The organism is Nocardia sp. NPDC049220, assembly GCF_040647855.1.
GTDB lineage: Bacteria > Actinomycetota > Actinomycetes > Mycobacteriales > Mycobacteriaceae > Nocardia.
The window spans coordinates 22,467-49,184 of the sequence record NZ_JBEZDA010000002.1 but is presented as its reverse complement, the minus strand read 5'-3'; the positions used below and the strand labels follow the sequence as shown (position 1 = coordinate 49,184).

Here is a 26,718-nt window from a genome sequence, read left to right as displayed (position 1 = left end):
GGGGCGCTCCTATACCCAGTACGGCACGCGCGAACGGTACTGCTTCATGGCGAAGATCGCGACGATCCAGCCCACAATGGTGATTCCGCCGACGACCAACCAATGCCGCAACTCTTGCGGTTCGCCGAGCAGGGGCGCCCGGACGATCTCGAGATAGTGGAAGGTCGGCACCAGTTCGGCCAGCTTGGCGCGGTCGCCGGTGCCGATCTGCGACTCGAGGGTCTTGGTCGTCCACATGACCGGAGTCAGCACGAAAAGCATCAGTGTGGTGCTACCGAGAATCGGTGCGATATCGCGGTAGCGGGTACTGAAAATGCCGAACACGATCGACACCCACATGGAGTTCAGGAACACCAACGCGATCGCTGGAATCGCCAGCAGGCTCGACCAGCGCAGGTTCTGCCAGACGCCGAAGGCCGCCAGCATCACCAGATAGATGACCATGTTGTGCGCGAAGAACAGCAACTGCCGCCACACCATCCGGTAGACATGGACGCTCAGGGCCGAAGGAAGCTGTTTGATGAGCCCCTCGTTGGCGATGAAGACTTCCGAGCCTTCCAGGATGCTCGCGCTGATGACGTTCCAGATGATCAACCCGACCGTGACATAGGGCAGGTACTCCCGCAGCGGCTGGCCGAGCAGCGCCGCGTACAGCACGCCCATCGCCGCGGCCTGCAGGCCGGTGGCGATGGTGATCCAGAACGGGCCGAGCACCGAGCGTCGGTAGCGCTGCTTGATGTCCTGCCAGCCGAGCGATAGCCACAGCTCGCGCTGGGCGACGCCGCTGCGGAAGTCCAGGAACGCGCGACGGAAGGTCTGGGAGTCCGACACGATCGGCTCCGCGGTGGCGCCGGCTCGTTCGCTCCCAGCGGGCGCCGGGTCCGCTTCGGCCGCGGCCGTGCTTTCCGTCGCGTCACTGTTTGTCGCGTTCACTGAATTCTGCTCCGCCGAATCGTCGCTGGAACGCACCGTGCGCTCGGTCGAGGGGGTCGGTGAGCTGTCATCCGAACGTGCTTGGTCATCGGAACCAACTGAGCTCTCTTCAGGACGCACCGCACTCGGTTCGGATACCGAGTCGGAGCGCGCGGCAGCGGCGGGCACGGTGCTCGACACTACCCTTGCGGCCGGCCTGGACCCGCGTGGCACATCCGCTCGCCCGGTCAGAGGTATTGGCCAGAACCGCCGGTGACCTGATTTCCATGCCCGCCGCGCGGGTCGGTGGCGTGGATGCCTGCAGGCAGTGCGCCCTGGCGCATCTGCTCGAGCTGCGCGCGTGCGGCCATCTGCTGGGCGAACAGCGCGGTCTGGATGCCGTGGAAAAGGCCCTCCAGCCAGCCGACCAGCTGTGCCTGCGCGATCCGCAGTTCAGCGTCCGTCGGGACGGTGTCGTCGGTGAACGGCAAGGTCAGCCGCTCGAGTTCTTCGCGCAGTTCGGGGGCGAGACCCTGCTCCAGCTCGCGCACCGAGGACTTGTGGATCTCCTTGAGTCGACTGCGGCTGGCGTCGTCGAGCGGAGCCGCGCGCACTTCTTCGAGCAACTGCTTGATCATGGTGCCGATCCGCATGACCTTCGCGGGTTGCTCGACCATGTCGGCGAGCGATTCGCCGGAATCGTCACCGATACCCGGGTCGTCTGTCTTGTCGCCATCGGTCATCACCTGCGCGGTGAAGGGCGCTCCGGATCCGGCCTCCGCGGGGATAACCAACGGTCTGCCGTCCGGTCCGACAACGACGATGTGGTCCGGTTCCTCATCCGAGTGCGTCATGATCCCTATCATGTCGCGTTCGCTCGGCAGGCGCTCAGCGGGTGCCCCCGGCCTGGGCGGTGCGCGCGGTGCGACCGGCTGAAATGGGGTTGCCCAGTCCACGCCGCGGCGACGCGATGGCGTTCTATTCTGTTCGGGTCGTGTGGTTCGGATTTGTCGAAAGTCGGTTGCCATGCTGAGTCCCAGGTCACTGTGCTCCCGCCGCGAGGCAGAAGGGAACGCGGTTACACAGGCTCGTCCGCTGCCCTTAGAGTGGCCAACATGACTTACGACGTCGCGAGGGTTCGGGGCCTGATACCGTCCCTCGGCGACGGCTGGATCCATCTCGACCCGCAATTGGGCATGCTGGTTCCGGACGCGGTATCTCGCGCCGTATCAACGGGTTTCCGAACTTCTTCGTTTTCACATATCGGGCGCAACGGCGCCGCCGTGCGCAGCGCGGCGATCCTGGACGCGGCCCGTGAAGCGGTGGCAGACCTGGTCGGCGGTGACCCGGCGGGTGTCGTGCTCGGCCCCGACCGCGCGGTCCTGTTGGCCTGGCTCGCCGAATCGCTCAGTTCCCGGCTCGGACTCGGCACCGGCATCGTGCTGTCCCGGTTGGACGACGAGGCCAATGTGGCGCCGTGGTTGCGCATCGCCAACCGCTACGGCGCGCACGTGCGCTGGGCGGAGGTCGAGATCGAGACCTGCGAGATGCCGTCTTGGCAGTTCGAAGAATTGATCGGACCCACCGCTCGACTGGTGGCGCTGACCGCGGCTTCGCCCATCGTCGGCTCCGCTCCCGCCGTCCGAGTGGCCGCGGACCGGGTGCACGAGGTGGGCGGCCTGCTGGTCGCCGATGCGTTCGGCGCCGCACCGTACGCGCTGATCGACATCGAGGATTTGAATGCCGACGTGGTCGCGCTGAGCGCCCCGGCGTGGGGTGGTCCGCAGATCGGCGCGCTGGTCTTCCGCGACCCGGCGTTCTTGGACCGGATTCCCTCGATGTCATTGAACCCTTATGCGAAGGGCGCCGAACGGCTCGAGGTAGGCGGGCACCAGTACGCGCTGCTCGCCGGGCTGACCACCTCGATCGACTTCCTCGCGGGGCTCGACGAACGGGCGCACGGCACCCGCCGCGAGCGGTTGGAGATGTCGATCACCTCGCTGCAGGACTACCACGACCAACTGTTCGAGTATCTGATGGACGCGCTGGACAAGATTCCGAACATCACCGTGATCGGGCGTGCGTCCACTCGAATCCCGACCGTCAGTTTCACGCTCGCCGGCATGCAGGCGGAAAAGGTCGCGGCCAAATTGGCCGACAACCGGATCGGCACGTTGAGCGGGGTGCACGGCGGCAGCAGGCTGCTGGACGCGCTCGGCGTCAACGACGAGGGCGGCGCGGTGACCGTCGGCCTGGCGCCGTACACCACGAGGTTCGAGATCGATCAACTCAGCAGGGCGCTCGTCGCGTTGGAATGACCGCCGGAACTACCGGTGTTCACAGCTCCCGTACCCGCAGTATCACTTTGCCGCATACCTCGCCGGAGTCCAGGAGGCGATGTGCCTCCGCCGCCTGGTCGATCGGCAGTTCGGCGCCGATCACCGGTGCTACGGTGCCGTCGGCGATCAACGGCCACAATTGCTGAGTCAGCTCCGTGATGATGGCTGCCTTGCCGCCCACGCCGGTGGCCGGCCTCGCGCGCAGGTTGGTCGCGTGGATGGTGCCCCATTTGCGAAGTAGCGCAGCGACATTCAGCTCTGCGCTGATTCCACCCTGCATGCCGATCACGATGAGCTGTCCGTGTGCGGCGAGCGCGTCGACATTGCGCGCCAGGTAACTGGCGCCCATATTATCCAGGATGATGTCAGCGCCGGGGCCGTCCGCGGCCGACTGCTCGGCACGCACCATGGCAACGAAATCGTCTTCCCGGTAGTTGATCAGCACGCTCGCGCCGAGCTCCGCGCAGCGCGTCAGCTTCTCGGCCGACCCCGCGGTTACCGCGACGCGCGCGCCCAACGCCTTGGCGACCTGGATGGCGTGCGTGCCGATGCCGCTGCCGCCGCCGTGGATCAATACCAGCTGGTTCGCGTGCAACCCCGCGGTCATCACCAGGTTCGACCACACGGTGGCGGCCACTTCGGGCAGCCCGGCGGCGGCGCCGAGGTCGAGGCCGTCTGGAATCGGAAGCACCTGGGTCGCGGGCACAACGACCCGCTCGGCGTAGCCGCCGCCGGCCAGCAGCGCGCACACCCGGTCCCCGACCTGCCACTCGTGCACGCCGTCGCCGAGTTCGGCGACGACGCCGGAACATTCCAGGCCGATGATTCCGCTGGCGTCCGCGGGGGGCGGATAGTGGCCTTGACGCTGCATCAGGTCGGCGCGGTTGACACCGGCCGCGGCCACTTCGATCAGCACCTCGCCGTGCCCGGGCGTCGGGTCCGCGGCCGCGGACCATTGCATCACCTCTGGGCCGCCGAAACCGTTCAGGTTGATTGCACGCACGATCTCATAGTGCTCCGGCTTTCACGACCGTTGCGCGCGGGGCCCCTGGCGGCGCGTCATCCCATGATCGGTGGTGGACGGGGGAGCAATCTGACAAGCCGCCTGCGGCAATGCGCGCCACGGACTACCGTCTCGGTGGTGACCAGCGGCTTCATCGGTTTCCAGAACGAGATCTACCTGGGTGGCCTCGGTGGCGCGGTGCCCGAATTGCCCATGACCGCGGCGGGTTTGGAATTGAGCGCCCAGGAGCGGCTTGACCCGGCGGCGTTCGCCTATGTCGCGGGCAGCGCCTCGGCGGAACGCACCGCGTCGGCCAACCGGCGCGCGTTCGAGCGTTATCGGATCCTGCCGCGGATGCTGCGCGGCACCACCGGGCCGGGCGCACGGGACCTGTCGGTGCAGGTGCTGGGGACGCGGCTGGCGGCCCCGGTGCTCACCGCCCCGATCGGCGTACTAGAACTGCTACACGAGGGCGGCGAGGTGATCGCCGCCGAGGTGACCAAGGAACTCGGTATCGGTACCGTGCTGTCCACGGCGGCGTCCTCGACGATCGAAGAGGTCGGCGCGGCGGCCGGTGCGTGGTGGTATCAGCTGTACTGGCCCGCCGACGACGAACTGGCGAGGTCATTCGTCCAGCGCGCGGAGCGGGCTGGCGCGACGGCGATTGTGGTCACCGTGGACACCCCGGCCCTGGGCTGGCGTCCGCGTGACCTGGAACATGCGCACCTGCCGTTCCTGCATGGCAAAGGCATCGCCAACTACCTGTCCGATCCGGTCTTCCGTGCGAAACTGCCGTCCCCACCGGAGGAGAGCGAGGAGGCCATGCGGATGGCGATTCTCGCCTGGGCCGGGCTGTTCGGCAACCATGGTTTGCGGCCCGCGGACCTCGCGAAGCTGCGTGCGTGGACGGATCTCCCGATCGCGGTGAAAGGCATCCTGCACCCCGACGATGCCAAGCAGGTGGTAGACGTGGGCGCCGACGCGGTGGTGGTCAGCAACCACGGCGGCCGTCAGGTGGACGGCTCGATCGCCGCGTTGGACGCGGTGTCCGCGGTGGTCGCTGCCGTCGGTGACCGTGCCGAGGTGCTGTTCGACTCGGGTGTGCGCACCGGCTCCGATGTGCTCGTCGCCTTGGCGCTCGGCGCCAAGGCGGTACTGTACGGGCGGCCGTGGGCCTACGGTCTCGGCATCGCGGGCGCTGCGGGCGTGCGGCACGCGCTGCGGTCACTGCTCGCCGATTTCGACTCGGTGCTCGGCCTCTCCGGCTGCGCGGCCATCGCCGATGTCGGCCGCTCGCTCCTCTCCGCTGTTCCCTGACCTGCGATATTGCCAATTCCCGCGGATTTCCGGGCATAGAATGACGTTCGTGCATCCCGAACCGAGCGGTCACGCAGTGGTCGAACCGCGATGGCTCACGCCTGCGCAGCAGCGCGCATGGCGGGCTTACACGGACGGACACCTGCGCCTGATGACAGCGTTGAACCGGCAGCTGCAGCGGGACAGCGACCTGAGTCTCGCCGAGTACCGGATCCTGGTCCTGCTCTCAGAGGCCCCCGACCGCTCGTTACGGATGAGCGAGCTGGCCGACGGCGTGCTGTCGTCCCGCAGCAGGCTGACCCACCAGATCCGTCGGCTCGAGGCCCAGCACATGGTGCGGCGTAACACCTGCCTGGAGGATGGCCGCGGGGTTCTCGCGGAGCTCACCGACGAAGGCATGCGCCGCCTGGAAGCCGCCGCTCCGGGCCATGTCGAAGCGGTCCGCCGCGACTTCATCGATCTGCTCACCCCGGCCCAGCTCGAGGCGATTTCCGACGTCTTCGGACGCGTCGACAAAGAAATCGGAAAGCAGCCCGGCTAGACAGTCCGCTACGATCAGTGACCTGGAGACGTGGCAGAGTGGCCGAATGCACTCGCCTTGAAAGCGAGCGTCGCGAGAGCGACCGGGGGTTCAAATCCCTCCGTCTCCGCTCAGATTCGGTCAGGTCACCCGGTAGATTTGCGCCGGGTCGACCCTGTTCGAGGGCTCCGAACCTTCGCCTGCGATCTACTGAGCGCGATCGGCTTTCCTCGAGAACACGTGCGGGGTGTCGCGTACTCGCTCCAGCACTTCCAGGGAGTCGCCGTCGTCGTCTGTCTGGAATAGCTCGGCGGTTTCCTCGGGGCTGAGCGGCCAGCCGTCGGCGCCGATGATCTCGAATGTGCCGTCGATGTGGTTGTGCCTGATTCCGATGGGTTCGTTATTCACCATGGTCGGCCCCGTCCCCACAAGCGCAGATGCGGGTCGAAGTCGACAGGTATTGCAGGCATTCCGGGCCGTGGCTGGCGTGCGGGTTGGCGACGAACCGCGCCTGGTCGGACGAACGAAATGTGGGCGCGGTATGGCAGTTGCGCCGGCCGATCACCGCCGATCTGAATGGTTGGCATCGGCGGTGCGCCGCGTCGACCCCGACATGAGTGCTGACATCCAACGCCACCCGGTTGTCACGGCGTTCTCGCAACTCGGTCGAACTCTGCCGGATGGTACTGGACTGACATGGCGGACTTCCGCAGGATATGGCCGAATCTGGACTCGGCCATATCCGAACATCCTCCTAGAAAGCGAGCGTCTCGACAGTGACCGGGGCTCAATTGTCTCCGCCTCCACCACGACCCGTGGACCTCTAGGTCAGCGATCCATCGACCAGCTGACGGCGCACAACACCGTCAGGGCGTCGAGCGAGTCGTCCGGCTCGGCATCCGCTGGACGGTAGGTGGTCAGAGGGTCGCGTCCTCGCCGAAATCCCGCCGAACGAAGTTCGGACGGATGTCCAGGTCGGGCGGGTCGTAGTAGCGGTGGAAGGTCGGGGTCAGCCCCGAGGAGATGGGCGGGTTGATCCAGCTCCAGTCGGTGGGGCAGGTTCGGCCCGCAGCCTTCTCGCGTTCGACGTGATCGCAGAACTGCTTGGCGACGGTGTGGTGGTCGACGATGTAGACGCCTGCCTTGCGGAAACTGTGCAGCACCGCGCGGTTGAGTTCGACCAGCGCTTGATCGCGCCACAAGGTGCGCTCGACTCTGGTGTCCAGGCACATCATTTTCGCGATCAGCGGCAACATGTTGTAGCGGTTGGTGTCGCTGAGGTTGCGCGCACCGATTTCCGCACCCATGTACCAGCCATTGAACGGCGCGAACGGGTAGACCATCCCGCCGACCTCCAGGTTCATATTGGATACCGCGGGCAGCGCGTGCCAGCGCAGGCCGAGTCCAGCGAACCAGTCGAACTCCGGATGCTCCAATTCCACCTCGCGCGCAAGCTCCTGTGGGACGTCGAACCAGCGAATCGGCTCGTCAGGGGTGCTGATCAGCAGCGGAAGGATATCGAAAGGCGTTCCGGCGCCGCGCCACCCGAGTTTCATGGCGAACTCGGTGAGCGCGAGGGCGGCGGGGTCGCCGGTGACCGTGCCGTCGCCATTGCGGTACCCGGCGTAGCGGATGAGCTGGGGGTTGACGATGCGGAACTCGCGTCCGTCCGGCTGACGCGGCGGGCCCACGGTGATCATCGACTGGATGGCGCCGCCGTTGGTGGCCATCTGCAGGTGCTGCCAGCAGACCTCGGCCAGGTCACGGGCCGAACGCACGCGGCGGGCATCGAGCAATTTCAGGGAGCGCCAGTGCTTTCGGCCGACACAGCGGGCGTGATTGCGCCAGGCCAGTTTGGCTCCGATCAGGATTTCCTCGGCGGTCTGTAGATAGCCACCGGACTGTTCGAGTTGCTCGAGCGCGCTGTGGCGCCGCCGGGGGGAAAGATGAGCCAGCTCGGGCAGTTGGAAGAATTCGTCGCACTCCTGTATCCGGCGTTTCAGACAGCTGCCGAAAGGGTTTGTGTTCGGTGTCTTCTCGATTGACGGCACGGGTAACAATTGATTCACGGTTTTCTCCGGTCGGGCATAGGTGCTGCGATGAAACAGACGAGTTCGAGCAGAGAAGTCGCGGCAGTTGCGCGGCTGGTACCGCATCGTTGCGGTGGGCCGCGAAGGCGTGCGCGGCGTGTGATGCCACAAAATAGCCTTCGCCCGAAGCCTGTCCGAAGAGCGAGAGACATGTCGTGCCACAGAACCGGGCGGCCGGTCCGCTTACCACGCGTGTGCGAAGCGAGTTGACCTCGGTGCCGGTGGTGTAAATGCACGATTATGCCCGTCCTCGTTCCTGCCCGGAAAAGGCCCGCCGATCAGGGTACGGCCGGTGTGCTGGCGGTGTGCCGAGATTTGCTGGATTTGCTGGATATGCCTATGTCGCGGACCGAAAGCGGCGGTGGCGAGTACCGTTGATCTGATCTGCTTTTCGAGAGTGGAGAGGTTGGTCGTGCGCAGCGTCATCGGGATGGCGATCACCGTGGTCGCACTACACATCATCGGCTGGGGGACGCTGCTGGTGTTCGTGGCGCCCAGTCATTTCGTCGTTCAGGAATCGGTGTTCGGCGTCGGTCTCGGCGTGACCGCGTACACGCTGGGGATGCGGCACGCGTTCGACGCCGACCACATCGCGGCGATCGACAACACAACCCGAAAACTGGTGGCGGAGAGTGGGAAACAACGGGTCCAGACCGTGGGTTTCTGGTTCGCGCTCGGTCACTCCAGTGTGGTGTTCGTGCTTGTCGCCCTGCTCGCTTTCGGCGTGCGCGCGCTTGCGGCCGGCCTGCAGGACCAGGATTCGACGCTTTTGCGCTGGACGGGGCTGTGGGGCACCAGCGTGTCCGGCACCTTCCTCATCCTGATCGGTCTGCTGAATCTGGGCTCGTTGGTGGGGATCTGGCGGGTGTTCCGGCAGATGCGTCGCGGCGCGTTCGACGAGGCGCAACTCGAACGGCAGCTGGACAGTCGGGGTTTGATGAACCGGGTGCTGCGGCCGGTAATCGGCATGGTCCGCACACCGAGACATATGTACCCGGTGGGACTGATGTTCGGCCTCGGGTTCGACACCGTCACCGAGGTTGGTCTGCTGGTGATCGCGGGCGGTGCGGCGGCGACCGGGCTGCCCTGGTATTCGATCCTGGTACTGCCCGTGCTGTTTTCGGCGGGCATGGCGCTGTTCGACTCCTTGGACGGCTCGTTCATGAGCTACGCGTATGACTGGGCCTTCGCCAGGCCGGTGCGAAAGATCTACTACAACCTGGTGATCACTGGGCTGTCGGTGGCGGTCGCGCTGCTGATCGGCGGGCAGGAGATCGTGTCGATCTTCGCCGAGAAGCTGGAAGTCGAGTCGGGCGTTATCGGCTGGGTCGGAAATCTCGATCTCGGTGATCTCGGTTTCATCATCGTGGGGCTTTTCGTGCTCACCTGGGCAGTCGCGATCGCGGTGTGGCGCTTGGCCGGAGTGGAACGGCGCTGGCAGGACGGTCTCGCCGCTCGGTGAACCCGGGACAGGCTCGCTTCGCCGCCCGCCGTCGGTAAGGCCTGCCCCCGCCATCTCTGGCAGGATGGTCGGCATGCTGGCTCGGCGCGGGGTGCGGCGTTGGGTTTCCAGCGCCCTCACAGTCGCCGCACTTGTTTCCGGTGCGGTGGTATTCGGTGTTTCCCGAGTGGCGGCGGCTCCCCCCGTTCCGCCGGCGAGCACCGGGTCCTCGGATGGGCCGGGCGCGGCCGAGCCGACCACGAAACCGCCCGCGTTTCCCATGATCAAGCGAATCGAGCCGATCAACGACCAGTGGCTGCGCGTCTTCGTCGCCTCGCCCGCGATGAGCCGCGAGGTCGAGGTGCAGGTGTTGCTGCCCCGCGACCAGTCCCGTCCGCGCCCCACGGTCTATATGCTCGACGGCCGCAGTGCGAAAGCCGACAGCAACAATTGGACCGACCTCGGACACGCGGACCAGTTCTACGCGGATAAAGACGTCAACGTGGTGCTCACCGTTGGCGGCCCAGCCAGTTTCTACACCGACTGGCAGCGCGCCGACCCGGTGCTCGGTAAGAACATGTGGGAGACGTTCCTGACCAAGGAACTGCCCCCGCTGATCGACGCGAAGTTCAACGGCAACGGACGCAACGCGGTGATGGGCGTCTCGATGGGCGCCGAAGCCGCGATGATGCTCGCGTTCCGGCACCCGACGCTCTACACCGCGATCGCCGCACACAGCGGCTGCTTCTCGACCGGCACCGACATCGGCCAGGCGCAGGCACGTGCTGTGGTGGCGACCTACCAGGGCGGGCCCGACAATATGTTCGGCAAACCGGACGACCCGGCCTGGCTGGCCCACGATGTCACGCTGCACGCGGAGGCGTTGCGTGGCAAGACGATTTACCTGTCGGTCGGCAGCGGCCTGCCGGGTGTGCACGACGTGCCGGGCAACCCCGACGTGGACGTGGTCAGCGCCATCGGTTTCGGTGGACCGCTGGAGGCCGCGACGAACGCCTGCACTCGACGGCTCACCGACCGGCTGCACAGTCTCGGTATCCCGGTGACCGCGCACTTCCGCGATACCGGCACACACTCGTGGCCGTACTGGGAAGACGAGCTCGCCCTGTCCTGGCCGACCATCGCGGGCGCGCTCGGCGTCGACTAACCGAGGAACCGCGCGATCACCGCCGGGTCGGTGGCGAAGCCGAGAAACAGTTCGTTCTCGTGTGGGTCACCGATGGTGATTCGCACGCCGTCGGTGCCGTACGGCCGTACCAGGACGCCCGCTTCCGCGCTCGCCTCGCCGAATTCGGCGCTGCGCTCGCCGAGCGGCAGCCAGACGAAGTTCGCCGCGCTCTGCGGCACCCGGTAGCCCGCCGCGACCAGCGCGTCGCGTACCCGCCCACGCTCCACGACGAGCAGGTCGGTGCGGTCGAGCAATTCGTGCCGGGCCTCCAGCGACGCGATCGCCGCAGCCTGCGCGACCCGGCTGACGCTGAACGGGATATGCACCTTCAGCAGCGCCGTGATCACGGCGGGATCGCCCACCGCGTAGCCGACCCGCAGCCCCGCGAGTCCGTAGGCCTTGGAGAAGGTGCGCAGCACAACCACATTGGGCCGGGTCCTGCCGAGTTCGACGCCGTCGGGATGGTCTTCCGGCGACAGTCGCACGTATTCGTAGTAGGCCTCGTCAAGCACGACGAGGACGTGCGACGGCACCGCGTCCAGGAACCGGATCAGCGCAGCCTTCCCGACAGCGGTGCCGGTCGGGTTGTTCGGGTTGCAGACGAAGATCAGCTTGGTTCGCTCGGTGACCGCCGCGGCCAGCGCGTCCAGATCGTGCCGGTAGTCCGCGGTGAGCGGTACCTGCACAGCGGTAGCGTTGCCAACTTTGGTCACGATCGGATACGCCTCGAACGAGCGCCAGGCGAAGAGGACTTCGTCGGTGGGAGCGGAACAGGTGATCTGCACCAGCTCTTGACAGAGCGCGACACTGCCACAGCCGACCGCGACATTGCCGACTCCCACACCGAGAAACTCGGCCAGCGCCATGCGCAACTCGGTCGCCTGGTTGTCGGGGTATCGGTTGGCCAGCTCGGCCGCCTCGGCGATGGCCTTGGCCGCAGCGGGCAATGGACCGACAGTGGTCTCATTGCTGGCCAGCTTCACGGAGCCGGGATGGGTGCGGCCGGGGGCGTAGGCCGGGATCGAATCAAGGTCCGGCCGGATCTGAGCTGACACACCCCAACCATAATCCGCGCGCCGGAAAGCCTGATCGGCGTACCGGAAATTCTCCCGATGATGAGCTCCCACCTGCAATTTCTACCGAAGAACAGCAACTCGCCCTACGCTGGTTTCATGTCGGGCACTTACGACGATATGGCCCCGCTGCGGGCAGACGACCTGGAAGACGAGCGGCCGATCGCCCATGCGCCGGTGCCCATCACCGTGGTAGAGCCCGACGGAAACGCCCGGGGCGGGATCGTGGTGCTACACGAGTCCCGGCAGTTCCCCGGCGCCGTGCGCAACCTGATGAACGCGCTGGCCACCGAGGGCTGGACGGTGATCGCACCCAACCTCTTCCATCGCGTCGACGACCAGCCGGAAGGCGGCGTCTTCGGCGACCAGCTGTTCAGCGACTTCGACGCGTGTTTCGACTGGCTCACCCACCGTGGCGTATTTCCGGACACCATCGGCGTGCTCGGCTTCGACTCCGCCGGGACCGCCGCTTTCCTGGTCGCCACCAACCGGCCGATCGGAGCGGCGGTGAGTGTCGCGGCGCCGGGCATTGTCGAACCGCTCACCGACCAGGCCGACGCCCTGGTGTCCGCGGCCCCGGGCCTGCAGGCACCGTGGCTGGGCCTGTTCGGCACCGACGACCCGGCCACCCCGCCGGCCCAGGTCGACCAGTTGCGCGACGCGACTGCCCGCGCGGCTGTTGCCAGCCTGGTCGTGACCTATCCGGGTTTGTACCACCGCGCCGACACCCCCGAAGCCGATGACATCGATCTGGCGGATTCGCAGACCAGAATATTCGACTGGTTCGACAGTAACCTGCGCTGACCAGTCGTTTTGTGATCTGGACGGTGGCTCCTGTAACCTTTCTGCTCGGTGGTTCGAAAGGACCGGTGCCCTCGAAGAGAAGGCTCCAGGAGGCGTGCCAGAGCGGCCGAATGGGACTCACTGCTAATGAGTTGTCCCTTCACCGGGACCGGAGGTTCAAATCCTCTCGCCTCCGCCACACCCGGGTAACCGGTACAACTGAATAACTACATGCGCCCGTAGCTCAACGGATAGAGCATCTGACTACGGATCAGAAGGTTAGGGGTTCGAATCCCTTCGGGCGCACTCTGGTAGAAGGCCCCTCCGCTCGAGCGGAGGGGCCTTCTCTCGTCTTTGACGACACCAATCGCCCACGATGCCACTCGGACAGGGAGTCCATGCCCAGCATTGCGTGCCGCTCACGGCGCCGATCGCCTCCATGTAGGTAGGCGTCCTCACGGTAAGGGAGCTGTGGCGCAGAATTCTCCGCACCGCCGCCTCCACACCTACGTGACCAACACCGTCGCGCAGGGGCGCCGCAGATCATGCAGCCGAATCGGTCGGACGCCGGCGCAGCGCGTACTTCGGCAAACGCCTGTTCGTGGTGCGTCGGGCTCCGCTCGCGATCTGGCAGGACGCTCCCTGTTCCTGGATGACCAGCTGGTCAACGCGCTCGCTGTGCTGCGTACGACGACGGTCGTCCTCGTCGTGCGTCTCGCGGTCGAGCACGAATCCGCCGGCACCCTGCTCGGTCCATCGGCTGTGGTTTCCATGCAGCACCACCCCAGCAAATATCTCTGCGCCTACGTACTGAATCATGTGCGCGTGAACCTTGATCAGATCAGAACACTCACCGGGGAACTCGCGGCGAGATTCGGTGTGCAGCCGCCGCACATCGAGCTTGGAAACGTGCCGGAGTGGTGTCTGGACGGGGTGCGGCCGCAATTGAGGAAGGGCCAGGCAGTCGTCATGGTCGGGAGTGCCTTCAACGACTACCTTTCTCTGGCAGAGCAAGAAGGCGCGCTCGCGGAGGCCGTAGTGATCCTGGACTCCCTGAAGTCCGGGCGACGTTTCTTGGTCGCATCCCGCCTTCTCCTGGGAGCAGCGGCCATAATCCTCAGTGGCATAGGCGGTTGGTTCGCGGCTGTGTACGACATGCCGTGGTGGCCGGTGGCCCCGGTGGTCCTGGTGCCATACGCGATCGCCCGTTACCTGGTGGTGGTCGTGCGGTTTCGACGCGCTCTCTACCAAATGGACCGCAGGGTGGCGGAGGTGATGGGACGACCGCTCATAGACTTGATGCTCAACCTTGACGGTCGCGTGCGATCCCAGCTTCGGGGCCCTGTCGGCATCCTTGTGAAGATGTCCACGCCCAGCGAAGCCGAGCGGGCGAAACGTCTGAACACACGAAACCGCGGGCCGGAAGTTCGATCACACGGTAGTTCCCTGCCTTAGCCCCCCTGATCTCGCTGTTGCCCCGAACCTGGATCCCCTACGGATCAGAAGGTCAGCGGTTCGATCCCTCGGGCGCACACAGGTAGATAGTCACTCCCGCTCTTGCGGAGGGCCTTTACTCGTAGGGAGTTCGTGTCTCTACTTCACTTCCACGCAGGAAGGGATGGCAAATCGCCGCTCAAATCGGTGCCCGCATTGCGGCCGATCAGCCACGCGGCGAGGGACGCGGCGGGGCCGGTGATGTTGTGGGTCGCGGGGGTGGCGCCGACGATGGTGGTGTAGTCGGTGTCGGTAGCGTGCAGGGCGAACGACGCGAGGGGGAACTCGACGATCCGCCGGTTCAGGTCGGCGGCCGCCTGGGGGAGTAGGCGCGCCACGAAAGCGGTCGGCCAGTCGGATGGCTGGTAGCCCGTGTTCAGATCGACGTGATGGATCTCCACCTCCTGCAGACGCATCCAGCGCACTTCGGTCGCCGTAATCGGGCGGCCCTGGCGGGTGCGGACTTCCGCCTGCCAGTCGTGCTCGGTGAGGGCGCGGGCCAGGCCGAGCCAGCGGTTCGCGGCGGTCTCGTTGTCGGCTAGTTGTTCGGCCAGGGGACGCGGTGCGCCTGCCTCGATGTCGTGGTCGCGCAGGAAAGCGCTGGCATACTGCGGGATTTCGACGCCGGTGTGTGCCCACAGCAGTAGGTTCACCAGGCTGTCGGCATTGCGGGCCAGATGCGCGAGCAGATGGCCGCGGGTCCAACCGGGTAGCGCGGAAGGCGCGGCACCGGCGTGCCCGTCGAGGCCGCGGATGGTGTCGAGCAGGCGGGCGGTTGCCTCGGCGACCGTGTCGAGCTGGACGGGGGTCTGCGAGGCGGCGGCAGTCACGACTTCGACCCTAGGCGGTGCGAACTCGGCACGCTGCGCCTACGGGCCGGGTTCCGCTGGAATTAGTCCGCCTGTGGTTGCCGGAAACCGCCGCGGGTGCTCGACCGGCGGACCGCACACGCAGGCACGGGACATGTGGGTGCCGGGCAATTCGCGTGACCTAGTCGGCGACGATCGCGTCGGCTTCGATCTCCACCAGCAAAGCCGGGGTGATCAGCGCGCTGATCTGGTACATGGCCGTCGCGGGCCGGATCGCACCGAATACCTCGGCGTGCGCCTCGGCCACTTCGGGCCACCGCGAAATATCGGTGACGAAGATGCGGGTGCGCACGACATCGGCCAGACTCGCGCCCGCCTCGTTCAGTGCGGCGGCGATCCGGCGCAGCGTTTCCCTCGCCTGCTCGCCGATGTCGTCGCCGCCGACGGCGGTGCCGCCGGGTGCCGCTGCCGTGGTGCCGCTGACCGCGATGACATTGCCGAGCCGCACTGCCCGCGAGTAGCCGACGATATCTTCGAACTCCGAACCGGAGGAGATGTTCACGCGATCGCTCATGGCGTCAGCATCGCATGGCCTTCGTGCGCGGAAACGTGTCGGCGCGGCCGCATCAGGTCGGGTCGGTCCAGTCCAGTCCCTGCCCTCTAGAACCACGGCGGCGGCCAGCGTGAGCAGCCATAGCGACATCGCCCCCACCTGGATGCGCTGGGCGATTCCGAGGGCGTAGTTGCCAGAAAGGTTGTCGGCGACCAGCATCCACACTGTCGCCACCGACCCGACCACCAGCACGACCAGACCGAACTCGCGCAGGATTCGCCATCGGTGGTAGCGGAACGCGGCCAGGCTGAACGCGAAGGTGGCGACCGCGATCGACGTCACCGCCACGGTGCTCGATAGCGCGTGCGGCTGATGCAACTGGGGAAACAATTCGCTCGGCCCACCGCAGGCGCTGTCGCCGGGAGTGCATTCGCGCAGCGGCAACACCACATCGGCGATGGTCGCCGCGCCGAAGCAGAACAACGCTACCCAGCCGACCGTGGTGAATCGGCGGCGCGGGAAAAGCAGCAACCCCGTGACCGCAGCGGGCATCAGGGTCGCCCCGACGATCGTGTCGGCAACAGAAAATACCTGCCGGTACGGTTTGCCCTCCGCGTCGAGTTGGCTCAGGAAGGAATTGACCGAGTCGACGTCGACATTCAGCACATATGCCAGCAGCCAGGACGAATAGCAGAGCCCCGTGATCGCGATTGCCGTAGCGAGCATCACCGACGCAAGTCGCGCTCGCCGCTCGGCGATCTTCGGGCTATCAGTCACGACCCCATTCTGCTGCTCGCCGGGCACCGCCGAGGTTCGACCCGTCTACGTTTCGCAAACGTCACCGGCACTCGACACACAGGGTCTTGTCAGGTTCGCCGCACACTCTGTAGGGGAAGATGACATTCGAGGAGGACCTTATGCTCGGCTTCGCGACCGCCGCCGCCGGAATCGCCGTGCTGACGGTGATGGTGGTGTCCGGCTATCTGGCCACACACGCCCCGCGCTCGCTTGTGCGCGTCCGGCACCGCTAGGACGACCGCAGCGCCGCCTGGACGCGGTCGGCGGCGGCTATGACGTCCTCGTGCTCCCACACCCGGACCACGTGCCAGCCCGCCGCGGTCAGCGCCGCGTCGGTGGCGCGATCTCTGGCCACATTGCCCGCCAGTTTGGCGGCCCACCATTCGGCATTGTTCTTCGGATCGGTCGCGTGCTGTGGACAGCGGTGCCAGAAGCAGCCGTCCACGTAGACCGCGACGCGTCGGCGCGGGAACACCAGGTCGGCTCGGCGGCGTTGCCCGGGTAGCGGTGCGCGATCGACGAAATAGCGCAGCCCGCGGCGGTGCAACTCGCGACGCAGCGCGAGTTCCGGATCTGTCCCGGTGCGCCGCTGGCGTGCCAGCCGAGCGCTGGTGGCCGAGTCCGTGCCTGGTCGATCGCTCACGCCGCCCAGCCGCCCATCCGGCCGAGGTGGCATTCCACATCGGCGAGGAAACCAGGGGGGAAACGCAGGCTGCCCATGCTGGTTCGGCGCAGAAATCCGGCGGTCGCCCGGGCGGAGAGCAGTCGCGCGTCGGACAAGAAGTGGGTCAGATCTTCGTACGGTTCGTGCACCGGCCACGTGGATACCGGAACTCGGTAGGCGACACCGCCGTGCCCCCACGCGGCGACCGGCCACGGCGTGCCCGCCGCCAGCGTCTGATCGCCGGGAATCGGGGCCAGCGGCGCGGCCAGCCGCGACCCGACCCAGCCCGCCATCCGCACACTCACCGCGTTGCCGACCAGTTTCCAGCGATGCCCTTTGCGGACGCCGGACACCTCGGTGGCGGGTGCGGTCCAGTCCGCGGCGAAGCCCTGGAGTCGTTCGGCGTCGACGATGCCCGGCGTGACGATCTCGCCGGAGGGTAGCCGTACCGCGGGCGGGCTGGCGATGCCGAGTGCCGAGCCGCCCTTCAGCGTGGGCACCGCGTTCACCGCCCAGCCGAGACCACGCACCCCCTCGGTCCAGTAGAAGCCGCACGGATCGTGTTGTGGGTCGCCGACGGCACGGGGACCAGCGTCGTCGCCGAACAGCACCTGGCGCGGGTCCTCGGTGCGCGAGGCCAGCATCAGCACCCGCTGGCGCCGCTGCGGCAGGCCGAACGCGCGCGCGTCCACCACCCGGTAGGCCCAGGTGTAGCCGATTTCCTCGAGTGCGTGGGTGATGTGCCGCATCGCCGCCCCGCGGCCGAGTTGCAGCATGAACGGGACGTTCTCGATCAGCAACCAGCGCGGTCCGCGTTGTCGGCGCACCAATCGGAATACCTCGTCGACCAGTCCGGACCGCGTGCCGGTAATGCCCGCGGTGCGTCCGGCCTGCGACAGGTCCTGGCACGGGAACCCCGCCGCGACCAGTTCCGTCCCCGCCGGGATGGCGCGCAGTCGGGTGATGTCGGAATGCAGTGGCACGTCCGGGAAGCGGGCCGCCAGCACGCCTTGGGCGCCGGGCTCGATCTCGCACAGCAGTTCGGTGTGCCAGCCGTGCTCGCCGAGGCCGAGCTCGAGTCCGCCTATCCCGGCGAACAGCCCAACCATCCGCGCGCCCGTCACCGATCGTCCTTCCTCGTGTCCAGGACGAGACGCCGTCAACCTTGCGCCCGTGCCCGGTGAGCAGGTTACTCGAGTGGTCCGAGATTACTCGAGTGGTGCTGGGGCGATCGGTGAACTACCCGACCGATTGCCCCGCACCTGGTACGGTCCGCGTGTCACGCACTGCGATCGGCGAGCCCTTCCCGATAATGCACAGGGCCGATCACACGCGCGGCCATGATGACAGGCTGGTAGGTCGATCTTCCTGCGCTCCAGTGCCGTCCGCGCGGGCCGGTGCACGATCCTGGTGGCGCGCTCGCGAATTGCCATTTTGCTCGACACAGTTTCCAGAGCGACGCTAGGGAAAGTGAGCGAAAGATGCGGATTCCTTCCACCGAGAACGGGAGCTTTCCCGCGGTCGTTGTCACCAGCCTCGCCGCGACGACATCTATCGCGAGCGACGTGGACTCCACCTGGAAGGGCCTGCTCAATGGCGAAAGCGGCATCGATGTGCTGGATGACGACTTCATCGATCAATTCGAACTGCCGGTGCGGATCGGCGGCCACCTGAAGGTCGCCCCTGCGGACTTGCTGTCCAGAACCGAGGCGCGCGGCCTGGCCTATGTGGAGCAGATGGCCACGGTGCTCGGTCGTGAGGTCTGGCGCAACGCGGGCAGCCCGGAGGTCGACAAGCAGCGCCTCGGGGTATCCATCGGCACCGGCCTCGGCGGCGCCGAGGCGATCATCCACGCGCGGGACAAGTTGAGCAACGGTGGCTATCGCAAGGTTTCGCCGTTCACCGTCCAGGCCGTCATGCCCAACGGCGCCTCCGCGTGCGTGGCGGTCGAACTGGGCGCGCGAGCCGGCGCCGCGACACCGGTCTCGGCGTGCTCATCGGGGGCGGAGGCGATCGCGAACGCGTGGAAGATGATCGTCATGGGTGATGCCGACATGGTCGTCGCCGGCGGTGTCGAGGGTTCGATCCAGGCGATCGCGATCGCGGCGTTCACCATGATGCGTGCCATGAGCATGCGCAACGACGCACCGAAGTGCGCCTCGCGCCCGTTCGACGTCGATCGCGACGGGTTCGTGTTCGGCGAGGCGGGTGCGATGATGGTGATCGAGACCGAGGAGCACGCCAAAGCGCGCGGCGCGACCATCCACGCCCGGCTGCTCGGTGCCGGCGTCACCTCCGACGGGTTCCACCTCGTCGCACCCGATCCGGACGGCGCCGGAGCGGCCCGCGCGATAACGCGGGCGCTGCAGACCGCGGGACTCGGCCGCAGGGACATCTCGCACATCAACGCGCACGCGACTGCCACCCCGATCGGCGATACCGCCGAGGCGCGCGCGATCGCCAAGGCGGTCGGCACGCACGCGTCGGTCTACGCACCCAAGTCGGCGCTCGGCCATTCGATCGGCGCGGTCGGCGCGCTCGAATCGGTGATCACTGTGCTCAGCGTGCGGGACGAGATCGTGCCGCCGACGCTGAACTTGGACAACCAGGACCCGGACATCGACTTGGACATCGTGCGTGGCCGATCCCGCCCCGGCCGGATCGATTACGCCGTGAACAATTCCTTCGGCTTCGGTGGGCACAACGTCGCACTCACGTTCGGCCGGTATTGAGCGCTGGGTGCCCGGGACACCTGCTAGCCTTCCCGACGCTTCGTTATCGACCTGTGTTCGGTGTCATTGCACGGCCTGAGTGCCGGTGCGCTGGAAAAGGATAAGGCGATGATCGACGAGACCTTCGACGACTATCTGGACGATCAGGGCAATATCAAGATTCGCGGTGACAAGACCCTGATCGACTTCGTCGACAAGCACTGCGCGAAGAACGGCGACGAGCTCGCCTACCGCTATATCGACTACTCCCGCGAACGCGACGGTGAGTACCACGACCTCACCTGGCGCCAGTTCGGCGTCCGCTTGCGCGCGGTGGCGGCTCGGTTGCAGCAGGTGACACGACCAGGCGACCGGGTGGCGATCCTCGCGCCGCAGGGGCTCGACTACGTCGTCTCGATCTTCGCCGCGGTCTACGCGGGCAATATCGCGGTACCGCTGTTCGATCCCGACGAGCAAGGGCACACCGACCGGTTGCACGCCGTGCTCGGCGACTGCGCACCCGCGGCGATCCTCACGGTGGGGTCGGCGGCGCGTGGGGTACGGAATCTCTTCCGGCACCTTCCGCCGCAGCAACGGCCGCGCATCATCGCGGTGGAGGCGATCCCGGACAGCGTCGGCGGGTCCTGGGTGTGGCCGGATATCAATATCGACAGCGTCGCGTACCTGCAGTACACGTCGGGGTCGACTCGCACGCCCGCGGGTGTGGAGATCACCCACCGCGCGGTCGGCACGAACCTGTTGCAGATGATCGACGCCATCGGTGTCACGGAGTACTCGCGTGGCGTCACCTGGCTGCCACTGTTCCACGATATGGGCCTGCTGTGCGTGATCCTGCCGACCATCGCGGGCCGATTCATCACGATCATGTCGCCGAGCGCGTTCGTGCGCCGTCCGTACCGGTGGATCAAGGAACTCTCCGCCGCTTCCGACGGTGCCGGGACCTTCGCCGCCGCACCGAATTTCGCTTTCGAGCATGCTGCGGTACGGGGCAAGCCGAAGCCGGGAGAGGAGCTGGATCTGTCCAATGTCATCGGCCTGGTCAATGGCAGCGAGCCGGTGTCGGTGTCGTCGATGACGAAGTTCAACGAGGCGTTCGCGCCGTACGGGCTACCGGAGACGGCGATCAAACCCTGTTATGGCATGGCGGAGGCGACGCTGTTCGTGTCGGCGACCAAAGCCGCGGATACGGCGAAGGTCGTCTATGTGGATCGTGCCGAGTTGAACGCGGGGCGCATGGTCGAGGTGGCGCGGGAGACGGCGAATGCCATCGCCCAGGTGTCGTGTGGGTTTGTCGCGCTGTCGCAGTGGGCGGTGATCGTCGACCCGGAACACGGCACCGAGCGGCGTGATGGCGAGGTCGGCGAGATCTGGCTACACGGCGAGAACATGGGCATCGGGTACTGGGGTCGTCCCGAGGAGACGGCGGCGACCTTCCGCGCCGAGTTGGCCGCGCGCGTGCCGGAAGGCAGCCATGCCCAAGGCACCGAGCCGGATGCCCACTGGATGCGCACCGGTGACTACGGCGCGTACCTCGACGGCGAGCTGTACATCACGGGCCGGGTCAAGGATCTGGTGATCGTGGACGGCCGCAACCACTACCCCCAGGATCTGGAGTTCTCCGCGCAGGAATCGAGTCCGGCGCTGCGTCCTGGCTTCGTCGCGGCGTTCTCGGCGCCCGCGAACGAATTGCCCGCACTGGTCTTCGATCAGGACAACCACTCCGGCCTCACTTTCGACGCCGATGACACTTCCGAGCAGTTGGTGATCGTCGCGGAGCGAAACTCCGGCGCCGGGAAGCTCGAACCCCAGCCGGTCGTCGACAGTGTGCGTGCCGCCATCGCACGGCGGCACGGCGTCCAGGTGCGCGACGTGCTGCTGGTCCCCGCGGGCTCGATCCCGCGCACTTCCAGCGGCAAGATCGCCCGACGAGCCTGTCGTGCGGCCTACCTGGAAGGCACGTTGCGTGGCGGGTATCAGCAGCAGGCGTTCCCGGACGCGCCGCTGGAGTGGGATTCGGAGCGCGCGGTCACCGGCTAGATTCGAATGTCGGTGGCGTACTCGAACTCCCGGACGTCGGCGCCCACGATCTGGGCGTCGAGGTCGGCGGAGGTGCCGGTGCCGCGGAAGTGTTCCACGGCGTCGCGGGTCGCCCAGCGCTCGTAGATGTTCACCCGATCGGTTTCGACCAGGTCGGCGCCGAGCGTGAAGTCCAGGCAGCCTTCGGTGGCGCGGGCGAGCGCGACGACGTCGCGACAGTTCTCGAGGTAGCGGTCACGATCGGTGACGCGCAGATATCCGGCGACGATCAGCATGGACACCGAGTCTACGTCTTGACCTCGAGGGGGCTCGAGGTTGTTGGCTTGGCCCATGAGCGCCGTTCTCCGCCGCGATCCCCCGTTGTGCAGCGGGGACGCGGTGTGCGACGTATGTGGTCGACCGGAAAATCGGTTGGCCGATCCGGGACGCGATGCGACCCTGGACTGTCGTACCTCGATGCGAACATCATCGAGCGTTTCGACTTCCGACACCGCGATCCACGAGATCCGAGGGGGAGCTTTGTCCGTCGCGCTGGACCTCTCGTCGGCCGAACCGGAGGCCGACCGCCCGGAGCAGTCCGCTGCCGCGCCGGGTCGCCTGCATTCGTTGCGCCGATTCTGGCCATACCTGCGTCCGCATCGCACTGCGCTGCTCGCCGCGAGTGGCCTCGCTACCCTTGCGACGCTGACGGCCATCGTGATTCCGCTGATATTGGCCAGGATCATCGACGGCCCGATCGCCGAGCGGGACTTCACCGGCGCGCTTGCGCCGGTGGCGGGCGTGCTGGTGCTCGGCATGCTGGAGGCGGTCGGCGTGTGGGGGCGCCGCTGGCTGGTCTCCGCGCCGGCCACTCGGTTCGAGATCACCATGCGCGCCGAGATCTTTCGTCAGTTGCAGTCGTTGGCGATTGGCAGGCACGACGCGTGGGAGTCGGGTCAGCTGTTGTCGCGCGCGGTGGACGACCTGGCCACCCTGCGTCGGTTCGTCTCGTTCGCCGGACCGTTCCTGCTGATCCACATGGTGATCATTCCGGTCGGCCTGTTCGTGCTGTTCGCGCTGAATTGGCAGATCGGTCTGATGTTCGCGATCGTGTCGATTCCGCTGGTGTACGTCTGCGTTCGGTTCGAGCGGCAGTACTCGATGGCCTCGCGGCGCTCGCAGGACCAGTCCGGCGACCTGGCTACCACAGCCGAGGAGTCGGCGCAGGGGGTGCGGGTACTCAAGGCATTCGGTCGCGGTGTGTTCTTCGGCGGCCGGTTCACCGCCCAGTCGCGCGAGCTCCAGCAGACCGAGTTGCTGAAGGTACGCTACAGCGCGACGCTTTGGTCGGCCATGGTGAGCCTGCCGCAGCTGGCCGTCGTGTTCGCGCTCGGTTACGGCGGCTACGCGGTTGTGCATAACACGATGACGCTCGGCACCTTGGTCGCGGGCATTACGCTGACCACTTTTCTCCAGTGGCCGATCATCTGGACCGGCTACCTGCTCGCCGAACTGAACGACGCGCGCACAGCAGCAGATCGGTACTGGGAGATCATGGATACCCCGGTCGACATCACCGATCCGGCTGATCCCGTGGACCTGCCCACCCGGATCGACGGTGAGTTGTGGTTGCAAGGCGTGCGTTTCGCCTTTCCCGACGCCGAAGACGATGTGCTGCACGATGTGTCGCTGCGAGTGCGGCCCGGCGAGACAGTCGCGCTGGTCGGCGCGACGGGCAGCGGAAAGACCGCGTTGCTCAACCTGATCCCGCGCCTGTACGACGTGACCGGTGGCGTGATCAGCATCGACGGGGTCGACATCGCCGCGATGCGGGTGGCCGACCTGCGCTCGCTGGTGTCGGTGGCGTTCGAAGAGCCGGTGCTGTTCTCGGCGAGTGTGCGCGAAAACGTCGCGCTCGGCGCTGCGGACGCCACCGATGCCGACGTGCGCCGCGCGCTGGATGTCGCCCAGGCCACCGGATTCGTGGACGAGCTGCCCTGGGGTCTGGATACCAGGATCGGTGAACAAGGCATGAGTCTGTCCGGTGGGCAGCGTCAGCGGCTCGCACTGGCCCGTGCGGTGCTCGGCGGCGCCGGCGAACAAAGCCGGGTCATGGTGCTCGACGACCCGTTGTCCGCGCTCGACGTGCAGACCGAGGAACGGGTGCAGGAGCGGCTGCGCACCGTACTGGCCGACGCGACGACGCTGCTCGTCGCGCACCGCCCGTCCACCGCGGCGCTCGCCGACCGGGTGGTCGTGCTCGCCGACGGTCGGATCGTCGCGGAGGGAACACACGACGATCTGCTGCGGACCAGTGGCAGATACCGGGAACTGATGGGGGGTGAGAATTGAGCACGGAAAAATTCTCGATGAAAGACCCCGTGGCACAAGATAATTCGGTAAATCAAGATCTGACGACCGACTGGCGCGGTATCGCGAGCGAGGACAAGGAGGTCACCGAGACCGGAAACTTGGTGTTGGCCGGTCGATCCCGGCGGCTGCTGTTGGATGTGGTTCGGCCTTACCGCACGCTGGTCGGTGTCGCCCTGGTGCTCATCGTGGTCGACAACGCGGCGCCGCTGTTCGTCGCACGTGGGCTCGACATCGGCATCGCGCAAGGTGCCGAGGGGAACTGGCTCCCGCTCGTCGCCACCGTGGCCGGTTACCTCGGGTCGGTCCTGCTCGGTGTGCTCACGACGTTCTTCTTCCTGCGGGCATCGGGCAGGATCAGCCAGAGGGTGCTGTTCGACCTGCGGGTGCGCTCGTTCACGCATATGCAGCGGTTGAGCGTCGCCTTCCACGAGAAGTACACCTCCGGCAAGGTGGTCGCCCGGCTCACCGGTGACATCGAGACGCTGCAGGAGTTGCTGGAGGGCGCGCTCAACCAGGCATTGAGCGCGGTCCTCTCGGTGCTGACCATCGCGGCGCTGCTGATCTACCTGGACGCGACGCTCGCCGCGATCGTGCTGGGCGGTTTCGTCCCGCTGGCGCTGGTCACCCGCTGGGCGCAGCGCAGGCAGCGTGCGGGGTACCGCCGCACGCGAGGCGCGATCGCCAGAGTGATCGTTCAGTTCGTCGAGTCGATGGGCGGCATACGGGCGGTGCAGGCGTTCCGCCGGGAGCAGCGCAACGAGTCGGTGCTCGCCGTCGAGGACGCCGAATACCGCCGGGCGACCACCGCGGCCATGCGCGGTATGGGGGACTATGCCGGTCTGACCAAGCTGCTTGGCAATCTGACCACGGTGATCGTCATCATGGTCGGGGCGTGGCGGGTGATCGAGGGTGATCTCGCGGTCGGCGTGCTCGCGGCCTACCTGCTGTATCTCAGCGAGTTCTACGGCCCGCTGGACGAACTGGCACAGGTGTTCAATTCCTACCAGTCCGCAGCGGCGGCGTTGGAGAAGATCTCGGGTGTGCTGGAGGAGAAGCCGTCGGTGCCCGAGCCCGCGGAGCCGGTGGTCATGCCAACCGCGTCGGGCGCGGTTCGGCTGGACAAGGTGTGGTTCGGTTATGGCGCCCGGCCCGCCGATCGCGGCGCCGACGTGGCGCGGCGTTCCGCGAAGGATGTCGGCTCCACACACCATGTCGCTTCGATGCGATCCGCCGACTCCACGGCGTCGGACGGCAGTGAAGGGCGGCCGGTGCTGCCGGAACTGACATTGGACATCCCCGCCGGACAGGTGATCGCGCTGGTCGGTGCGACCGGCGCGGGCAAGTCGACGCTTGCCAAGCTGCTGACCAGGTTCTACGACCCATCCGGTGGCGCGGTCACGCTGGACGGAGTCGATCTGCGCGATCTGTCGGACACCGATCTGCGGCGAAATATCGTCATGGTCACCCAGGAGTCCTACCTGTTTTCCGGGTCGGTGGCCGACAACATCCGGCTCGGCCGGCCGGATGCCACCGACGCGGAGGTGTTCGCCGCGGCCCGCGCGGTCGGTCTGTACGACTTCGCGCGGACTCTCCCGCAAGGCTTCGCCACCGATGTCCGCAAGCGTGGCGGCAGGCTTTCGGCCGGCCAACGGCAACTGGTCGCCTTCGCCAGGGTTTTCCTGGCCGATCCCGCCGTGATCGTGCTGGACGAAGCCACGTCGAGTCTGGACATACCCGGTGAACGGCTGGTGCAGCGGGCGCTGGAGACGGTGTTGCGCGGGCGCACCGCCGTGATCATCGCGCACCGGTTGTCCACGGTGGCGATCGCGAACCGGGTACTCGTGCTCGAGGCCGGACGGATCGTCGAGGACGGTGCACCGGACCAGCTGATCGCCGGTACCGGCAGGTTCGCGAGCTTGCACGCGGCGTGGCGCGCGTCGCTGGCGTGATGCGACTCGGTGGTGTGCAGGTTACGGCTGGGTGTCGCTTACGGTAGATACGTGACGACCCCAGCCTCCGACCCCGAGAGCCCCGCCCAGAGCAAGCAGGCATCCCGGTGGCCGGCAATCCTCACGTGGCGCGCCCACGACGCGTCGCGGATGGAGTCGGTGCGGGTGACACTCAATGGCAACCGTATTCGCGCCTCCGGGCGAATGATCGGGGGTGCTGGTGCCGATCATTCCGCGTTCAGTGCGTCCTATGACTTGGTCACCGACGAGAACGGCAGGACGAAGCGGCTTTCCTTGCGCACCGCGACAGCCGCTGGTGAGCGCCAAGCGTCGATCGCACGGGACGAGGAGAACTACTGGCTCGTCGACGCCGGCGGCAACCATATCCGCTCCACTTTCGCGGGCGCCCTCGATGTGGATGTGGTGCTCAGCCCGTTCTTCAATACCTTGCCGATTCGCCGCTACGACTTGCAGCACGCGGCCGAGGCCATACAGGTCCCCGTGGTCTACGTCCGGCTGCCCGATCTGCTCGTGCAGGAGGCCACACTGGTCTACAGCAGCGCGCCCGAGGGCATCAGCGTGCTGTCTCCGGTTTCCAGCGCTACCGTTACCGTCGACGCCGACGGCTTCGTCCTCGACTATCCGGGACTCGCCGAACGGATCTGA

The 26,718-nt window shown here is 66.7% G+C and carries 24 protein-coding genes, 3 tRNA genes and 1 pseudogene; 16 read left to right on the top strand and 12 right to left on the bottom strand.

The window, feature by feature from the left end; translation table 11 throughout:
• Positions 1-9: 9 nt before the first annotated feature.
• The gene (locus tag AB0C34_RS07640) at positions 10-834 is read right to left on the bottom strand and encodes an ABC transporter permease (protein ID WP_357070036.1); all 825 of its coding nucleotides are present in this window, start codon (positions 832-834) and stop codon (positions 10-12) included.
• A 326-nt stretch (positions 835-1,160) separates the two neighbouring features.
• Positions 1,161-1,766 (bottom strand): bacterial proteasome activator family protein, encoded by a 606-nt coding sequence (locus tag AB0C34_RS07635; protein ID WP_357068644.1) that lies wholly within the window; start codon positions 1,764-1,766, stop codon positions 1,161-1,163.
• 261 nt (positions 1,767-2,027) lie between these two features.
• On the opposite strand from AB0C34_RS07635, the gene AB0C34_RS07630 reads away from it, so the two are divergent.
• Entirely contained in the window at positions 2,028-3,230 is a 1,203-nt protein-coding gene (locus AB0C34_RS07630) for a cysteine desulfurase-like protein (protein ID WP_357068642.1), read from the top strand.
• Between the two features lie 19 nt (positions 3,231-3,249).
• On the opposite strand, the gene AB0C34_RS07625 is transcribed toward AB0C34_RS07630, so the two are convergent.
• Positions 3,250-4,254, bottom strand: a complete 1,005-nt coding sequence (locus tag AB0C34_RS07625; RefSeq protein WP_357068640.1) for an NAD(P)H-quinone oxidoreductase — start codon at positions 4,252-4,254, stop codon at positions 3,250-3,252.
• Between the two features lie 138 nt (positions 4,255-4,392).
• Here AB0C34_RS07625 and AB0C34_RS07620 point away from each other — a divergent pair, with 138 nt between their 5' ends.
• From AB0C34_RS07620 to AB0C34_RS07610, 3 genes are all read left to right on the top strand, one after another.
• Positions 4,393-5,571 (top strand): alpha-hydroxy-acid oxidizing protein, encoded by a 1,179-nt coding sequence (locus AB0C34_RS07620; RefSeq protein ID WP_357068638.1) that lies wholly within the window; start codon positions 4,393-4,395, stop codon positions 5,569-5,571.
• Between the two features lie 40 nt (positions 5,572-5,611).
• Positions 5,612-6,112 carry a MarR family transcriptional regulator gene (locus tag AB0C34_RS07615; RefSeq protein ID WP_357068636.1) on the top strand — a complete coding sequence of 167 codons (501 nt, stop codon included), beginning with the start codon at positions 5,612-5,614 and terminating at the stop codon, positions 6,110-6,112.
• A 24-nt stretch (positions 6,113-6,136) separates the two neighbouring features.
• Positions 6,137-6,221: transfer RNA gene (locus AB0C34_RS07610), tRNA-Ser, on the top strand.
• A gap of 77 nt (positions 6,222-6,298) precedes the next feature.
• Here AB0C34_RS07610 and AB0C34_RS07605 read toward each other — a convergent pair.
• The gene (locus AB0C34_RS07605; protein WP_357068635.1) at positions 6,299-6,502 is read right to left on the bottom strand and encodes a hypothetical protein; all 204 of its coding nucleotides are present in this window, start codon (positions 6,500-6,502) and stop codon (positions 6,299-6,301) included.
• A gap of 506 nt (positions 6,503-7,008) precedes the next feature.
• Positions 7,009-8,142 carry a nitric oxide synthase oxygenase gene (locus tag AB0C34_RS07600; protein ID WP_357068633.1) on the bottom strand — a complete coding sequence of 378 codons (1,134 nt, stop codon included), beginning with the start codon at positions 8,140-8,142 and terminating at the stop codon, positions 7,009-7,011.
• Positions 8,143-8,611: 469 nt separating this feature from the next.
• Between AB0C34_RS07600 and AB0C34_RS07595 the strand changes: the two genes are divergently transcribed.
• Both AB0C34_RS07595 and AB0C34_RS07590 read left to right on the top strand, forming a co-directional pair.
• Positions 8,612-9,643 (top strand): HoxN/HupN/NixA family nickel/cobalt transporter, encoded by a 1,032-nt coding sequence (locus AB0C34_RS07595; protein ID WP_357070034.1) that lies wholly within the window; start codon positions 8,612-8,614, stop codon positions 9,641-9,643.
• A gap of 73 nt (positions 9,644-9,716) precedes the next feature.
• Positions 9,717-10,787: an alpha/beta hydrolase family protein gene (locus AB0C34_RS07590; protein ID WP_357068631.1), complete on the top strand. Its 1,071-nt coding sequence runs from the start codon at positions 9,717-9,719 to the stop codon at positions 10,785-10,787.
• Here AB0C34_RS07590 and hisC read toward each other — a convergent pair.
• Positions 10,784-11,863 carry a histidinol-phosphate transaminase gene (hisC, locus tag AB0C34_RS07585; protein WP_357068629.1) on the bottom strand — a complete coding sequence of 360 codons (1,080 nt, stop codon included), beginning with the start codon at positions 11,861-11,863 and terminating at the stop codon, positions 10,784-10,786. The genes AB0C34_RS07590 and hisC overlap by 4 nt on opposite strands.
• Positions 11,864-11,980: 117 nt before the next feature.
• Between hisC and AB0C34_RS07580 the strand changes: the two genes are divergently transcribed.
• The 4 genes from AB0C34_RS07580 (at position 11,981) to AB0C34_RS07565 (ending at position 14,119) form a co-directional block, all read left to right on the top strand.
• Positions 11,981-12,685, top strand: coding sequence for a dienelactone hydrolase family protein (locus AB0C34_RS07580; RefSeq protein WP_357068627.1), 705 nt, complete (start codon positions 11,981-11,983; stop codon positions 12,683-12,685).
• An 88-nt stretch (positions 12,686-12,773) separates the two neighbouring features.
• Positions 12,774-12,863: transfer RNA gene (locus tag AB0C34_RS07575), tRNA-Ser, on the top strand.
• Positions 12,864-12,897: 34 nt separating this feature from the next.
• A tRNA-Arg gene (locus AB0C34_RS07570) sits at positions 12,898-12,970 on the top strand.
• Positions 12,971-13,372: 402 nt separating this feature from the next.
• Positions 13,373-14,119, top strand: a complete 747-nt coding sequence (locus AB0C34_RS07565; RefSeq protein ID WP_357068625.1) for a hypothetical protein — start codon at positions 13,373-13,375, stop codon at positions 14,117-14,119.
• A 143-nt stretch (positions 14,120-14,262) separates the two neighbouring features.
• On the opposite strand, the gene AB0C34_RS07560 is transcribed toward AB0C34_RS07565, so the two are convergent.
• The 3 genes and pseudogenes from AB0C34_RS07560 to AB0C34_RS07550 all read right to left on the bottom strand — a co-directional run.
• The gene (locus tag AB0C34_RS07560) at positions 14,263-14,988 is read right to left on the bottom strand and encodes a maleylpyruvate isomerase family mycothiol-dependent enzyme (protein ID WP_357068623.1); all 726 of its coding nucleotides are present in this window, start codon (positions 14,986-14,988) and stop codon (positions 14,263-14,265) included.
• A gap of 160 nt (positions 14,989-15,148) precedes the next feature.
• On the bottom strand, positions 15,149-15,541 hold the full coding sequence (locus AB0C34_RS07555) for a RidA family protein (protein WP_357070032.1): 393 nt from the start codon (positions 15,539-15,541) through the stop codon (positions 15,149-15,151).
• Between the two features lie 111 nt (positions 15,542-15,652).
• Positions 15,653-16,246 (bottom strand): annotated as a pseudogene (locus AB0C34_RS07550) (DUF998 domain-containing protein); the annotation flags it as partial.
• A 170-nt stretch (positions 16,247-16,416) separates the two neighbouring features.
• Here AB0C34_RS07550 and AB0C34_RS07545 point away from each other — a divergent pair.
• Positions 16,417-16,551, top strand: coding sequence for a hypothetical protein (locus AB0C34_RS07545; protein WP_357068621.1), 135 nt, complete (start codon positions 16,417-16,419; stop codon positions 16,549-16,551).
• Here AB0C34_RS07545 and AB0C34_RS07540 read toward each other — a convergent pair.
• Positions 16,548-16,994 (bottom strand): very short patch repair endonuclease, encoded by a 447-nt coding sequence (locus AB0C34_RS07540; protein ID WP_357068619.1) that lies wholly within the window; start codon positions 16,992-16,994, stop codon positions 16,548-16,550. The two genes, AB0C34_RS07545 and AB0C34_RS07540, sit on opposite strands and share 4 nt — an antisense overlap.
• Positions 16,958-18,091 carry a DNA (cytosine-5-)-methyltransferase gene (gene dcm, locus AB0C34_RS07535; RefSeq protein ID WP_357070030.1) on the bottom strand — a complete coding sequence of 378 codons (1,134 nt, stop codon included), beginning with the start codon at positions 18,089-18,091 and terminating at the stop codon, positions 16,958-16,960. Before dcm ends, AB0C34_RS07540 begins: the two co-directional genes overlap by 37 nt.
• A 372-nt stretch (positions 18,092-18,463) precedes the next feature.
• On the opposite strand from dcm, the gene AB0C34_RS07530 reads away from it, so the two are divergent.
• Together AB0C34_RS07530 and fadD32 are read left to right on the top strand one after the other, a co-directional pair.
• Complete coding sequence (locus AB0C34_RS07530) at positions 18,464-19,714, top strand: KasA/KasB family beta-ketoacyl-ACP synthase (protein WP_357068617.1); 1,251 nt, start codon at positions 18,464-18,466, stop codon at positions 19,712-19,714.
• Positions 19,715-19,825: 111 nt separating this feature from the next.
• Entirely contained in the window at positions 19,826-21,751 is a 1,926-nt protein-coding gene (fadD32, locus tag AB0C34_RS07525) for a long-chain-fatty-acid--AMP ligase FadD32 (RefSeq protein ID WP_357070028.1), read from the top strand.
• Here the strand turns inward: fadD32 and AB0C34_RS07520 are convergent.
• On the bottom strand, positions 21,748-22,026 hold the full coding sequence (locus AB0C34_RS07520; protein ID WP_357068615.1) for an antibiotic biosynthesis monooxygenase family protein: 279 nt from the start codon (positions 22,024-22,026) through the stop codon (positions 21,748-21,750). The genes fadD32 and AB0C34_RS07520 overlap by 4 nt on opposite strands.
• Before the next feature lie 181 nt (positions 22,027-22,207).
• On the opposite strand from AB0C34_RS07520, the gene AB0C34_RS07515 reads away from it, so the two are divergent.
• The 3 genes from AB0C34_RS07515 to AB0C34_RS07505 are packed head-to-tail and all read left to right on the top strand — an operon-like array spanning position 22,208 to position 26,718.
• Positions 22,208-24,082: an ABC transporter ATP-binding protein gene (locus tag AB0C34_RS07515; protein ID WP_357068613.1), complete on the top strand. Its 1,875-nt coding sequence runs from the start codon at positions 22,208-22,210 to the stop codon at positions 24,080-24,082.
• A 17-nt stretch (positions 24,083-24,099) separates the two neighbouring features.
• Positions 24,100-26,052, top strand: a complete 1,953-nt coding sequence (locus AB0C34_RS07510; protein WP_357068611.1) for an ABC transporter ATP-binding protein — start codon at positions 24,100-24,102, stop codon at positions 26,050-26,052.
• Between the two features lie 51 nt (positions 26,053-26,103).
• On the top strand, positions 26,104-26,718 hold the full coding sequence (locus AB0C34_RS07505) for a putative glycolipid-binding domain-containing protein (RefSeq protein WP_357068609.1): 615 nt from the start codon (positions 26,104-26,106) through the stop codon (positions 26,716-26,718).